The organism is Methanoregula sp. (genome assembly GCF_049690535.1).
Classification (GTDB): Archaea; Halobacteriota; Methanomicrobia; order Methanomicrobiales; family Methanospirillaceae; genus Methanoregula.
In genome coordinates, this window is record NZ_JBAVMX010000024.1 from 33,731 (window position 1) to 48,157 (window position 14,427).

The window sequence follows — 14,427 nt, forward strand, 5'->3', positions numbered from 1 at the left end:
ACAATGCCAGTCATGATGATACGCGGCGGCGATCTCGATCTCGTTGAATACGAGTTCAGGTCATTCCTTCCCGGAGAAATTACAAAGACGCTCGGTTTTGAGAAGAATACCTACCGGCTGCGCCCGAAAAAAGGTAAAGTCGTGGTAAAGGCACCGGCCCGGATCCACCTCTCCGTTCTTGACATGAACCGGTTTGCACCGGATCACGCGGGCGGCGGGGGGATCGGTTTTGCTATCCAGTGTTACTGTACCGCCGAAGTCGAGTGCACCCAGCAGGGACTCTTGATCGATTACAACCGGTCGGCCATTATCGAGAACTTTGTCGCCGTCTTTAACAAGGCGGTTGGGTATACCGGCGGCTTTAAGATAAAAGCGACCGACCACCAGCGCAAGCATGTTGGCCTCGGGTCGACAAGCACCGTGATGATCGCAGTCGCGACTGCCATGAACGAGGCAGTCGGCTCGCCGCTGACGAATGCAGAACTCCGCCGGCTCATCGGCCACAACTATGTCGAGGAGACTGCAGAAGGCACCATTGCGTTCGGCTTCGAGACCGGTGTCGGCCCCGCTGCAAGCACCCATGGAGGCATGGCAGTGATGGGAGATGAGCTCGTGCTCGTGTACCACCACCCGTTTGCGGAAGGAAAAAATGTCTTTATCGTTGTCCCGCCGACCGACATCTCTTCAGCCGGCACAAAAGAGTTTGATCTCCTGATGAACCGGGCAAGAACACTTGACTACCGGGACCGGGAACTCAAGGCGTACCTCTTCATGATGGATTTCATCCCGGCGCTCGAACGAGAGGATATAAAAAAGATCGGGGATGTCGTCTGGGAGATCGAGTTCCGGGGATCGAAACGAGCAGAGATCGAACACCACAGCTACCGGATCTACCAGTACATGAGCATGCTGCGCGAGGCCAGCCTTGAGTTTGTCGGTATGAGTTCTGTCGGGCCGTCGATTGCAATCGTGACCGAGAAGGACCGCAAAGCAATCCAGAAGATCCTCAAACCCATTGGCCTCGAGATCGCCATCGCGACAAAAGTGGATAATAAAGGTATGACGGTCACGTGCAGGAAATAATGGTCACTGCATTTGGAAAACTTTTTTTTTTAATAATTTTACTTTGTTTCACCGGTTTCTTGTCGCATCCGATGTGATCTTTGGCAGTTCTGAGAATGGTTGAAATTACTGGCTGCCCGGTTTATTCTTCTGCCGGTAAGCCTGGATGATCCCGACGATGATGAGGAGAATCGTTCCTGCAGTCACCGCGAGGACAAGGAAAAGAAGCACGCTCATATTCTGCTGGACAACCGGGAGCCTGCCAACATAATAACCGGCAAGCACAACGACAAGCGTCCATGAGACGGCCCCCAGCACATTGTAGAACAGGAACTTACGGTATTTCATCGTCCCGACGCCTGCAAGGAACGGTGCAAACGTACGGACAACGGGTACAAACCGGGCAACAAAGATCGTGGTGCCGCCGTACTTCTCGTAAAAGGAGTATGTCCGGTCGATGTACTCTTTTTTGATAAAGTTCGGGAACCGTTGCTGGAAAATATGCAGTCCGATGTAGCTGCCCAGCCAGTAATTGACCGTATCCCCCAGGACCGCCCCGAGGATATATGCTGCGATCAGGAAATCAATGTTCAGGATCCCGCTTGCGGCTGCCGCCCCGGATACAAACAACAGGGAATCCCCGGGCAGGAACGGTGTGATAACAAAACCCGTTTCAAAAAAAATGATGCAGAACAGGAAAAAATATGTCCAGATACCGTAGCTCTGGGTAACGGCCATCAGGTGATGATCAAGATGGAAGATGAGGCCGAAGATCGATTCTATCATGAATGATACAGATATTGGACGAGCAGTCTATATCAACGTCACCGCTGTTTTTGTTCCGGCATGATTTCCAGATACTTGTATGTCAACGTATATTGTTGAAAAAACCCAGATACTCAGACAATAGTACCTATATGCGATGTGATTACCATGAACGTCCACAATAAGACCCTGTACCCGCTCTTCCTGTGCGGCATTCTCTGTATCGCACTTCTCCTTGTCGCTCCGGTGCATGCATTCACGGCAGATTCACTCAGTATCACCGTTGCAAAAAACGGTGATGCTACTGCCGCGTTTACATACACCCTTGACGGGGTAATTGAAAATGCCATTCCTGAATCCATACTCCAGGAACAGCTGGTCAAAGGACTGGCAACAAGTTCGGATCCACCCCAGATACTCTCGTTTTCCAAGTCAGAAGCAGATCTCTACCTGAAAAATTTCGCCATGGTAACCGATGTACCGACAGGAACAGAGTACCAGACTGCGTCCATGGATTTCAAGAAAGCCCAGATTGCCCTCCAGAACTCTGCCGTAAGCACGGTTATATCCGCGGATTTTTCTCCGAAAGTTACAACGGTCACCTTCCCTGATGGGTATTCCCGCCAGCTGACCTCTTCATCGGTCCTGCCAAGCCTTGACCATACGGTTATCGATCCGGCAAAAGCAAATGCGGTACCGACAATAAATCCCTCGGCACTTGGGGCCCTTAATATAAGTTCATACCCGGAGAATGTGCGTGTGTATATCGATACGATCTATGTCGGGGACACTCCCGGAACATTTTCCCAGATCTCCCCGGGCCAGCATGAGATTATGCTGGAAGCAGACGGGTATGTCCCCCTTACAACAAATGTTACCGTAAACCCGGGAGAGACAACACCGCTTATTGAGGATCTGGACTTTGTCCCGACACCAACAACGAAAGCAAACGCACCTGGTTCCGGTGCAGTTATCGGGGTACTCGTTCTTGTGATGTGCGGCGTGGCGGTTCTGCACAGGAAATAAATCCTATTTTTATCCATCGTCAACTATATTCGCGGATCGGCCCGTCAACACATGATCGGGCTTTTTAGTAACCTTGTCCCTGGCTCTCTCATATGGCCTTCGCGGTATTTCAGAACCTCAATACCTATAAGAGATGGTGCGATAACGTGACCCGTCGCACGTTCCTTCAATGCGTTCTCTGACATATGTCGAGTACGAAAATAGATGCGACAAAATTATTTTTCTCGGGTGTAAAACACAGCATTCATATATTGTTCAACTATTATATCTCACGGTCAAAACCGGGGGAATTCTCCACGAGGCGTTCCTTGTGATCTCTGTGCTGTATGTTGACGATGAAGAGGTACTTCTCGAAATCGCGAAGATTTTCATAGAACGGAGCGGGGAAATTTCTGTCGATACTGCCACCTCTGCTCCGCTTGCCCTTCAGAAACTCAAGCAGGCTGATTTTGATGTAATCGTGTCAGATTACCAGATGCCGGAGATGGACGGCATCGAGTTTCTCAGGCATCTCCGCGCAGAAAAAAATTACACGCCGTTTATTATATTTACCGGCCGTGGTCGCGAGGAGATTGTCATCCAGGCCTTCAATGAAGGGGCCGATTTTTATATCCAGAAAGGCGGGGAGCCGAAGAGTCAGTTCGCCGAACTGACGCATAAGATCCAGATGGCGGTCCAACATCGAAGGGCCACTGAAAAAATACAAGTTCTCAACAGATTATATTCGGTACTTTCTGCAACCAACAAGGCGATCGTTCACCTCCGTACAAAGAGCGAATTTTTTTCCGAGATCTGCCGGATTCTCGTGGAAACCGGAGGATTCCGCATGGTATGGATCGGTCTTTCTGATCCGGAACACTTAACGATCCGGCCTGTTACCTCTGCCGGTTATATCGACGGTTATCTTGATACGATCAGTATCTCTACGGAAGATATCCCCCGGGGCCGCGGACCGACCGGCGCTGCATATAGAGAAGGGAAGTTTTATTACTCTAACGACGTTTCACGTGATCCAAACATGGAAGTGTGGCGGGAAAGCGCCCTGATACGTGGTTATCTTGCAAATGCTGCATTCCCATTTGCCCTTGGAACAAAAAACGCCGGTGTGATATCCCTTTACGCATCTGTTACCGGATTTTTTGATGCGCAAATTATCGATCTTCTGGAAGAACTGGCCATTGACATGTCCTTTGCCCTCAAGACTATAGATGAGGAGAATGACCGAAAGCGGGCAGAGATGGAGATTGCCCGCCGCAATGAGGAACTGCATGCTGCATACGAGCATCTGACAGTAACCGAAGAAGAACTCCGGCAAAATTACGATGAACTGGCAAAAAGCCAGAAACTACTTTCCGAGAGCGAGAAGCAGTACAGAAATGTAGTTGAGGACCAGACCGAATTTATCTCCCGGTTCCTGCCTGACGGTACGCACGTTTTTGTTAACGATGCCTACTGCCGGTATTTCGGCCTGAAACGTAACGAGATCGTCGGGAGCCGGTTCCGGCCAAAGATCCCTAGTGAGGATCAGGATCGCGTAAAACGTTTTTTTGCCTCCTTAACCCCGGATCACCCGGTTGCCAGTATCGAACATCGCAGTATTATGCCGGACGGCTCGATGTGGTGGCAGTGGTGGAGCGACCGTGCAATCTTCGATTCTTCCGGAACGATTGTCGAATATCAGTCGGTAGGCATGGATATAACGGAAAAAAAGGCAACTGAAGCAGTGCTGCTCGAAAGTGAACAGCGTATGAATTCTATTTATAATACTGTCGGAGACGTCATATTTCAACTGGCGGTCGAAGATGGTGAACATTACCGCTTCACCTCAGTTAACTCTGCCTTTAGCAGAACCACCGGATTAGCCGCTGATCAGGTTATCGGCAGGAATGTGAATGATATCATCCCCGAGCCATCTCTCTCCATGGTTCTGGAAAAATACCGCAACGCCATCGAAGAAAAGGTCATCGTTCATTGGGAGGAAACCTCCAATTATCCATCCGGACAGGTAACCGGAGACGTCAGTATCGCACCCATCTTTGACGAGGTGGGTACCTGCACGCACCTGATCGGATCAGTGCATGATATCACTGAACGCAAGCGGATGGAAGAAGCCCTCCATCAGGCAAACCGAAAACTCAACCTGCTCTCCAGTATCACCCGGCACGACATCAACAACCAGCTGACGATGCTGCTGGGATATCTCGCAATGCTGGAAAAAAAGCGAGCTGATCCCGCATTCAATGAGTATTTCCAGAAAGCCAAAACTACCGTTGAACGCATCTCTGCAAATATCGGGTTTACCAGGGAATATCAATCGATCGGTATAACGGCCCCGGTCTGGCAGGATTGTCGCACACTCATTGACACTGCGGCAAAGAAAGTCTCCCCCGGGAAGATCAATGTGATAAACGATCTTCCTGCCGGAACCGAAATATTTTCAGACCCTCTCATTGAGAAGGTCTTCTATAACCTCATCGACAATGCTCTTCACTATGGTGGCGAAAAAATGACAAAAATCCGGTTCTTCTCTTATGAAACTGATACCGGGCTTAACCTTGTCTGTGAGGATGATGGAAGTGGGATCGACAAAGAGGATAAAAAGCATCTTTTCGAGCGGGGAGCCGGGAAAAATACCGGGCTTGGCCTTTTCCTTTCCCACGAAATCCTCTCAATCACTGGAATCACTATTTGGGAGATGGGAGTGCCTGGAGAGGGAGCCCGGTTTGAGATTATTGTGCCAAAAGGGGTGTACCGGGTCACCAATGCACAGTAAAACTTTTCACTGCACGGGAGATCTGACAGTCTAAAGTTTTGATACGATTATGATTAGGACCGGGATACTGGGAAAGACTTGCCGTAGCAATGCAACAGAACCCGTAGTTATGATTTTTTCTGATCCTGGTGCCCGGTACCATCAACGCATTACAGGACATGTATAACCCCGTCTATTTTAAACCGACAAGACCGTAGGTACGAAAAAAAGAGAAATTGTGTTTTTAGCGCCGTGACCGGATCGAAAGGATACCGATGACACCAAATGCTGCAAAGACCGCAAACGGCAGGCTGCCGGATTTTGTCGGCTGCGGTGAGGTCTGGGCTGAGGTCGTCATTTCAGCGGTAACATTGGCCTGGGTTCCTGCTGGTGCCGGAGCGGTCACATTTGCCTGCCCTGCAGTCGTGTTTGCTGCTGCGAGTGGGGCGAGAGTTACATCGATCTCAACAGTCTCATTTTTCCCCGGGACTGAAGTGATGTTTGCTGAGTAGAGTTCGTATCCGGCCTTCTCAACAGTAATGACGCGGTAGGGGGTTCCAGTCGTGTAGACCGGTACTGCCAGCTGACTGTTATTCGTGACACCCTTGAAATCAGAATCAAAGGTAACATTTGCTCCGTCAACGTTTGCCTTGACAAGGTAGGTGCCCATGTCCCCGCCGATAAGCTGCGGGGCGGCAGTCGCAGTTACTGCCGTCGTCTGGTTATCTGCGGGAGCCACTGCTGATACGCATCCGACAATTGCCATGCACACAATAAGAGTTAAAAAGAATACTCTCTTCACACAATCACATCCAAGTACGGAATAAAAGAACGTTTCACGCCCATTTAAAAATTCCTTCTTGATCCAGAGGACAATGGTGAAATTAACCCTTTTTTTGGGAAATTTTTTTAAACGTGGCGGCGATCTCAGCGCGGGGGAGCGGCTGTCCGCGCACTGTCATCGTCCAGCGTCGGGTGTTACACCCGCAGAGCTGTAGTGTGCAGAAAAGTTCACAAACCTCATGTTCGGTGAAATAATGAGTGGCGATCCCGTTTTTCCGCAGAAATGTACCCGGTTCGGTTTCGCTCCCGGTACCGGCCCGTAAATCCCCGATGGAAAAACCGGAAAAATACAGTGTGCCCCCCACCTTGAGCACCCGTGCCGATTCCAGAGCGCACCGGATACGCCCGGCTGCCGGCAGGTGCCCGATCACGTGGAACGCGATCACACTGTCAAACGAGGCCTCGCGAAACGGCAGGGAGCCGACATCGGCAAGGGCGATTTCCGCGCAGGCATTTTTCGGGGAAAGGGACCTGCACAGGATCACAGCAGAAGATGAAAAGTCGATGCCGACAACTTCGCACTTTTTTTCTGTGAGCGCGGAGAATGTCTTCCCGCTCCCGCACCCGAGTTCGAGCACGCGCTCCCCGTCACAGAGCGGGGGGAGATGATGGACTGCCCCGCCCCAGATCCGCCCCCTCCGGGAATAATCGTTGTCCCAGTGGTCTGCATCGCCATCCCTGTTCATGTGAGTATGTCTCTTTTAATCACGCTACCTAGATACGTATCCCGCGTGGCAGAACCGCCATGCAAAGATCCCTTTCGTCCAGACCCTTACTCTTATTCAAGGAAGTGGTGGGTCAGGTTCATGACATCCCGGTACTTGATGACCCCGACAAGGTGCTTGTCGTCATCGGTGACCGGCAGGGCCCGGAAACTATACCGCTCAAATTCCTGCGATGCCTCCTTAAGAGTACTTCCTGCCTCCAGGCCGATCACATTCTCTGTCATGATCGCAGAGAGAGGCGCCTTGTCATCCGCGCTCAACAGTTCCTTTAAATCGATTACGCCCAGCAACCGGTTCTCGCCATCCACGACATAGATGTACATAACGACATCTTTTCCCCGTGCATGCCGGGGATAATCGTTCTGCACATACTCGACAAGGGTATCCGGGGAGAACGTGAGAATCTTCTGGGTTGTGTAGTGGATCACCTTCTCCTCCTGCTTTTCCATGATCGCCCTCAGGTTTTTCGCATTATCTGGATTGAGAGCCGCAAGGATATCTTCAGCATCCGCATGAGGGATGACCGAAAGGACGTCGGCCGCCTGTCCCGGTGTCATATCGTTGATGAGCTGGACAACCTTGTCTGTAGAGAGTGATGAAATGATATCGCGCTGCACCTGTGGTTCGATCTCTTCAAGTGTATCACTTGCATGCTCGTGATCGAGTGTGGAGAAGAGCATGACCCGCTGATCGTGATCCATCTCTTCGAGGATATCTGCAAGATCGACAGGATGGATCTCCGAAAGTTTGTCCTTTAAGACATTCAGTTTAATATTTCCCTTGAATCTCCCGATGTTCGTCGGGAGGGGCTGAATGTATTTCCATGATATCATCTGCTCTGCTTCGGTATCGGCAGATGTGTAGAGGATCTTCGCAAGTATACCGAGGCCCAGCCTCCGGAGACGGGCCGCTTTCCCGGTATCCACATCGGTGACATACAGTTTCTTGTTCCGCAGGACAAGCCGGATATCGTAGACTATTTCGACCTCATTCTCTTCAAGGTCGATCACTTTCTTGTCGAGAACATAATCCCGGAGGAGAATGACATCATCTCCCGGTTCGATCTCATAGGGTGTGAGATCCCCGATAGTGACCTCGATTCCCCGGCCGGTGAGGGTGTGGACATTCTCCCATGGGATGAGGAGACTGGGATTGCCAAAAGACCGGGAGACGTACAGTGACCGAACCTCGGGGATCTTTGCGGTCTCTGCAATCACGAGATCAACAAGCGATCCTATTTTTTTTCCTGAACGAAGGACGGGGACATTCAGGATATCGGAAAGAAGGATCTCGAGGTCCCCGGCCATCGCAGAGGTAGGTACAGTATCCTGCTGCGTCATCATGCACCCCCGTGGACGATCGTCCAGAATTTGTACCCGAGCAGAACCACAAGAAAGATGAGATACAACCTGAGGAAGAGGAGGGCAAATTTCGCGCCTTTCGATAGTTTGATCTTGGGTGTTGCATATCTCCTGTTGATCCTGGTGATAATCTCGGTCGATTCATGGATGGCACTTCCGATCCGTTCCCCGAAGATACTTTCAATTGCTACCATATCTCTCCCTCCCTTACCCGAACAGGTTCGGGAATAGTGTGCTGATACCGTAGAGTGTTGACACAAAGATAATGCACACGACTATCGTTATGTTCGCGATATTGTCAAACAAGGTATTTTTATATTTCCCCATTATTTCCTCGCTGTTCAGAAGGATAATCAAAAATACCAGCGCTGCCGGCAAAAGGGTCACAGCAACGACCTGCACAAAGAGGGTGATCAACACCAGCGGAGCACCTGGTATAAGCACAACCGCACCAGCGGTGATCAGTCCTATGAAGTAATATACGTAGAACCAGAACGCCTCTTTTACCTTATAGTTCAGTGAGTGCGCCCAGCCGAAGACCTCCCCGAATGCCCAGGAGTTTGTGAGTGCTATGCAGATCGCACCGAGGAAACCTGCATCGAAAAGGCCGATGGCAACAAGCGTCCCTACCCACGGGTGCGTTCCCATAATTACCTGTGCAGCCTGCGCGGCACTCTCGATATTCATCCCGTAGAGGAGCGTCCCGGTCACGACAATCACAAAGATCGCGACGATTACCGTGAAGATTGCGCCGACAATGGTGTCGAATTTTCCCCACGGGATATCCTTCTCCTTCATCTGTTTGTCGACAACAGCACTCTGCTGGAAGAAGATCATCCATGGCGCGATCGTCGTGCCGATATTTGCCATCAGAAAGAAGAACAGTTCCCCGTTAAAGCCTCCCGGGAAATTGGGGATGATACCCGCCCTGAGGATATCGGGGACAGAGGGGTGGATAATAATTGCTGCCGGGATATAGATCAGGTTGACGAGACAGAATGCCATGGTGATCTTCTCCCACGTCCAGTACCGGCCCGACATGACGATCCCGAGCATGACGAATATGACAATGATGACGGTGAGTATGGGTGGTACACTGAAGATGCTGAGCGCTGCGGTCATACCGATAAACTCAGTGACCATGGTCAGCCAGTTGACGATACTGAGATCCAAAAGGGAGAACCAGCCCCAGAACGAGCCAAATGCACTGAAGATCGCCTCCGCATGCCCATGCTTGGTGACGGCGCCCAGCCGTACTGTCATTTCCTGCACGAAATACGCGACAGGCCCGAGCAGGATGAGGAACCAGATAAGGTTGTACCCGAATTTAGCACCGGTTGCTGCATAGGTTGTGATCCCACCTGCGTCGTTGTCCGCGATCATCACAATCAGGCCTGGACCGGCAAGCAGCAGGTAGATCTTGATGGTCTTAATAATCCGGCTGTAATTAAAATAGAATTTTGATAAAAAATCCATGGTACCCTTCCTTTCCTTATTTTTAGTGCATTGTCTCTGTCATCCCCCCATTCGATCTGAATGGCAGTTGAAGAAAATCTTCCCGAAAACCGGGGACGTTTCCTACCACCAGACAGGTGGATACCGGAGTCATATATAATTATCCCGTTCGACGGAATTTTTTCGGTAGTAAAACGCCATTTTTGAGCAGGCCTTATCACACCTTAACAGCACAAGCAAAAATCTACGATTTTTAATCGAATAAAACACGAATTTGCGGATTCCGAATATTTTTATGAGGATACAGGCTGTTTTTTTTGGAAACCGGAAACTGCGCTATGCCGGCAGGTACCTTTCGCTGGTGTATTGAAACATAATAAGATACAACAAGATACACCAATAAAGGAATATAACATCTGAACCAGTCCCTTGTAACAGATGGGGATTATCATTTGAGGTGCGCGAAATGTTGGACATCAGGTTTGTACGGGCGAGCCCGGAGATCGTAAAAGCCGATCTGGTGAAACGAAACTCTCCGGAAAAAATTGCATGGGTGGACGAGATTCTTGCAAAAGATGCGAGGTCCCGCGACCTCAAGGTACAGACCGATGAACTCCGGCGCCGGAGAAATACAATTGCACGGGAGATAAACGAGGCGAGAAAAGCGGGAAACGATCCGGCGTCCCTGATGGCAGAAGCAGCCGGGCTCCCGGCAAAGATCAAGAATAACGATACAGAGCAGGAAGAGATCCAGAAGATCATCCGCACCCGGCTCATGCGCCTCCCCAACATCCTGCATGAGACTGTACCTCAGGGAAAAGACGATACCGAAAACCTCGAGATCCGGCGTGTCGGCACCCCGCGCACGGTTGACTTCGAGATCCGGAACCACGGGCAGCTGGCCGCTGACCGGGGCTGGGCGGACTTCGAGCGGGCGGCAAAGATCTCCGGCGCAGGCTTCTATTTCCTTAAAGGCAGCCTCGTTATGCTGGACCTTGCGCTCCAGCGCTTTGCCCTCGACCTGCTCGAAAAGAAAGGATTTACCCCGGTTGTCCCGCCGTTCATGATCAACCGGGGCTCGTATGAAGGGGTCACCGATCTCGATGATTTCGAGAAGGTGATGTACAAGATCGATGGCGACGAGACATACCTGATTGCGACAAGCGAACATCCGATCGCTGCGATGTACCAGGACGAAATCTTTGAGGAAAAAGACCTGCCGTTGCGCCTCGCCGGACTATCCACCTGCTTCCGGCGGGAAATCGGCGCTCATGGTCTTGACACAAAAGGGCTCTTCCGGGTCCACCAGTTCACAAAAATAGAGCAGTTTGTTTTCTGCAGGCCGGAAGATTCCTGGCAGATCCACGAAGAACTGCTGGCTAATGCCGAAGAGGTTTTCCGGAAACTGGATCTCCCCTACCATGTTGTCAATATCTGTACCGGGGATATCGGTACGGTTGCAGCAAAGAAATACGATATCGAGGCATGGATGCCCCGGGAGAACGCCTACAAAGAGGTTGTTTCCTGCTCCAACTGTACCGCGTACCAGGCAGCTAGTCTCAATATACGGGTACGGGACAAGGAAAATTTCGAATCAAAACGGTATATCCATACCCTTAACTCGACCGCGATTGCCACATCACGGGCCCTGCGGTGCATCCTGGAGAATTATCAGAACCAGGATGGATCGGTTACGATCCCGACCGTGCTGCGGCCCTACATGAACGACCGCGAATTCCTGTAATATCTGCGGGTTTTACCTCTCATTTTTTATCATCAAACGCAGTACATCTGATAAATACTTATTTGCCAAAGATAGTGCAAGAGTATAAGTGAGAATGTGGTACTATGGGCTATCCCGATTTGAAAAGTGATGAAACCATTATTCTGACCGCACAGCAGGTAAAAGTAAAATCTGTGCCGTTCGAACTGGTGCTCACCAACCGGCGTCTTATTATCATCGACAGCGAGAAGAACGTTGTCCCTACACAGCAGATTCCGCTGATCACCATCAGAAACGTAACCTCCGGGGAGAATGCAATCCGCGACCCGGTCATCACCCTTACAATCCTGACAGATACGGCGGATACCCGGGAGATGGCGCTTACTTTTGCCATGCAGACTGCCGGTGAGCGCAAGCGCGAGGCCGGGGAGTGGGTCAAAGCCCTCAAGAAATATATCACTGAGGCAGTATCGTATCCGGTGGAGATGGCCCCGGATACACAGGCTCCCGTGGAAACCCGTCTGGACCATGCCGGAACTCCCGGTATAAAAAAGAAGATCGAGATTGCCCGCCCGATAAAAAAGATCATGGTGGATACGAGCCACATGCCGCCAAAACCGGTCGAGACCTCGACACTGCCCGAGGGTTCGTTCTGTGGCCGGTGCGGGAACCGCATGCCCCCGGGATCAACATTCTGTAACCGGTGCGGAACCAAAGTTGCAGCCCTGGTCGGACAGGAAACTGTTTCTGCCACACCGGAACAGATTACGACAGCCCCGGCAACCGCTGCTGCATGGCCCGGCGACCACAGGGGCCGGCCCATTGAGCAGATCATTCACTCAATCGAGCCCCTGATTGAAGATTCGGTGCCCCGCACGGAAACCACACCCGCAATCCCGGAACCGGAGCAGGCACTCTACGTTCCCCCGGAAGTGCCCGAAGCCCCTGCAGCTGAGACGACGCCGGCCGCTGAAGGAACACCGGGAACAGAACCGGCACCCGCCGCTGCCCCGGCAGTCCCGCCCGTTTCACCGTTCCCTCCGCTGCCACCGGTACCTGCAGCCCCCCGGAAAAAACGTTCAAAGATCTTTGCGGCGGCCATTATCCTCATCGTAATTATTGCGGTAGCAGCCGGGGGATTTATGGTCATGAAAAACCTGCAGAAGAGTGCCGTGGTCACTCCGGTGACAACGACAATTCCCACCCCGACCGCCACCATTCCGACCGCAAAGCCAACAGCTGTCGTAACAACCGTTGTCACTACCGCTGTGCCGACAACACCACAGGTGCTGATCCCGCAAACGGGTGTCTGGGTTGAGGTCACATACGACAAAACCTACACCGGACAGGTAGGAACCCCGGGTTCACAGGTCGCAGTCACTGATACCGGTGATCATTTCTATATTGTTCCGACCAGTACCGGAACCGTTGCCGTGTCCCTCCAGAAAACTGATGGTTCCGGTGACGAACTTAAAGTGACCGTCTACGATGCTGGTACGGCAGTAAAATCTGTGTCAACGACCACGCCCATGGGGCGGATTGACCTGCAGTTTGCCCTCACGGCTCCGACAATCCCCCCGACTCCCGTTATAGCAACACTCCCCACGACATCCCTTTCATCGACTGCATCAGCAACGGCAAATGCAACCAATAGCACGGTGTAACCGCAGAGAAATACCATCAACCATCACCGGTTTTTTTGTCCGGGCGTTGGACAGCCAAAAAAGATGTGAACGGATGAATCCTTATGATATACCGTAACCTGTTTGCAGGAATTTTCCTGCTCTTCGTGCTCGCGGGTGCGGCAGCTGCATCCGGCTCGATACAGACTTACCTGGGCGACACCGTCAAGCTTTCCGGGTATTCTTCTGACAGTCAGACTGTCTACCTCTTCCTGACCGGACCGAACCTCCCGGTAAACGGGGTGGCCCTGGATAACATCAACAACCGGGCTGACCAGGGTGGGTTTACTGAAGTCAGCGTTGACAGTAACAATCACTGGGAATACGATTGGGGCACAAATTCACTGGGTGGGAGACTCGATTCCGGCACGTATACTGTCTGGGTGGTTGACAGCCCCAGTGATCTTTCTCATCTTGATAACGCAGAATACAGCACGATCTCTGTTTCACTGGGGAATCCCAGTATCAGCATTGTCACTCCGGTTATCCCGGGGAGTTTCGATCTCCGTTCGATCCCGGACAATGCATCAGTCGTAATAAACGGGGACTATAAAGGGAGCACTCCCCTAACTCTCTCCGGTCTCGATCCCGGCACCTACAATATCACGTTCTCCCGGTTCAATTATGAAAAGTTCTCCACACGTGCAGCGATCGAACCCGGTTCGATTACCGAAGTAACTGCAACGCTCCAGCCAAAGACCGGAACCCTTGTAATTAACACCACACCTGTAGGTGCGCAGATAGTCCTTGACGGAATAAGTGTAGGCACCGCACCGGTCACCAGTACGAACCTAGCCGCCGGTAACCACACGATCAATGCAACGCTTGAAGGGTACATCCCTGTCGAAGAACAGGTTCATGTGATTGCTGACCAGTCGGTTACAAGCACAATTGAACTCAAAAAACCTTCCACAGTCATCCCGGGAATTTCCGTACCTGTACCGATCCCGGTGACTATCGGCGCCTGCACCTGTGCGATCCTGATTTTTGCGTTCTGCCGCCCGCGTGCGGGCCGGTAAAAATTGCTGAAGTG

12 protein-coding genes are annotated in these 14,427 nt (G+C 51.4%); 6 read left to right on the forward strand and 6 right to left on the reverse strand.

The genetic code is table 11. The annotated features are described in order from the left end of the window. Positions 1-3 precede the first annotated feature (3 nt). Complete coding sequence (locus WCE46_RS01755) at positions 4-1,083, forward strand: GHMP kinase (protein ID WP_424731978.1); 1,080 nt, start codon at positions 4-6, stop codon at positions 1,081-1,083. A 105-nt stretch (positions 1,084-1,188) separates the two neighbouring features. On the opposite strand, the gene WCE46_RS01760 is transcribed toward WCE46_RS01755, so the two are convergent. Next, the gene (locus tag WCE46_RS01760; protein WP_424731979.1) at positions 1,189-1,848 is read right to left on the reverse strand and encodes a VTT domain-containing protein; all 660 of its coding nucleotides are present in this window, start codon (positions 1,846-1,848) and stop codon (positions 1,189-1,191) included. A 147-nt stretch (positions 1,849-1,995) separates the two neighbouring features. On the opposite strand from WCE46_RS01760, the gene WCE46_RS01765 reads away from it, so the two are divergent. Together WCE46_RS01765 and WCE46_RS01770 are read left to right on the forward strand one after the other, a co-directional pair. Beyond that, complete coding sequence (locus tag WCE46_RS01765) at positions 1,996-2,853, forward strand: PEGA domain-containing protein (protein ID WP_424731980.1); 858 nt, start codon at positions 1,996-1,998, stop codon at positions 2,851-2,853. Positions 2,854-3,163: 310 nt separating this feature from the next. After that, positions 3,164-5,626 (forward strand): PAS domain S-box protein, encoded by a 2,463-nt coding sequence (locus tag WCE46_RS01770; RefSeq protein ID WP_424731981.1) that lies wholly within the window; start codon positions 3,164-3,166, stop codon positions 5,624-5,626. Positions 5,627-5,849: 223 nt separating this feature from the next. Here WCE46_RS01770 and WCE46_RS01775 read toward each other — a convergent pair whose 3' ends face one another. The 5 genes from WCE46_RS01775 to WCE46_RS01795 form a co-directional block, all read right to left on the reverse strand. Then, positions 5,850-6,371, reverse strand: a complete 522-nt coding sequence (locus WCE46_RS01775; protein WP_424731982.1) for a PEGA domain-containing protein — start codon at positions 6,369-6,371, stop codon at positions 5,850-5,852. Positions 6,372-6,489: 118 nt separating this feature from the next. Next, entirely contained in the window at positions 6,490-7,134 is a 645-nt protein-coding gene (locus WCE46_RS01780) for a class I SAM-dependent methyltransferase (RefSeq protein WP_424731983.1), read from the reverse strand. A gap of 92 nt (positions 7,135-7,226) precedes the next feature. Continuing rightward, positions 7,227-8,516: a magnesium transporter MgtE N-terminal domain-containing protein gene (locus WCE46_RS01785; RefSeq protein WP_424731984.1), complete on the reverse strand. Its 1,290-nt coding sequence runs from the start codon at positions 8,514-8,516 to the stop codon at positions 7,227-7,229. Next, complete coding sequence (locus WCE46_RS01790) at positions 8,513-8,728, reverse strand: hypothetical protein (protein WP_424731985.1); 216 nt, start codon at positions 8,726-8,728, stop codon at positions 8,513-8,515. The genes WCE46_RS01785 and WCE46_RS01790 overlap by 4 nt, the downstream gene beginning before the upstream one ends. A gap of 13 nt (positions 8,729-8,741) precedes the next feature. Next, positions 8,742-10,010 carry an NRAMP family divalent metal transporter gene (locus tag WCE46_RS01795; RefSeq protein ID WP_424731986.1) on the reverse strand — a complete coding sequence of 423 codons (1,269 nt, stop codon included), beginning with the start codon at positions 10,008-10,010 and terminating at the stop codon, positions 8,742-8,744. A 445-nt stretch (positions 10,011-10,455) separates the two neighbouring features. Between WCE46_RS01795 and serS the strand changes: the two genes are divergently transcribed. From serS to WCE46_RS01810, 3 genes are all read left to right on the forward strand, one after another. Continuing rightward, entirely contained in the window at positions 10,456-11,733 is a 1,278-nt protein-coding gene (gene serS, locus WCE46_RS01800) for a serine--tRNA ligase (protein WP_424731987.1), read from the forward strand. Between the two features lie 104 nt (positions 11,734-11,837). Further along, positions 11,838-13,376, forward strand: a complete 1,539-nt coding sequence (locus WCE46_RS01805; protein ID WP_424731988.1) for a zinc ribbon domain-containing protein — start codon at positions 11,838-11,840, stop codon at positions 13,374-13,376. A gap of 83 nt (positions 13,377-13,459) precedes the next feature. Beyond that, on the forward strand, positions 13,460-14,413 hold the full coding sequence (locus tag WCE46_RS01810) for a PEGA domain-containing protein (RefSeq protein WP_424731989.1): 954 nt from the start codon (positions 13,460-13,462) through the stop codon (positions 14,411-14,413). Positions 14,414-14,427 lie beyond the last annotated feature (14 nt).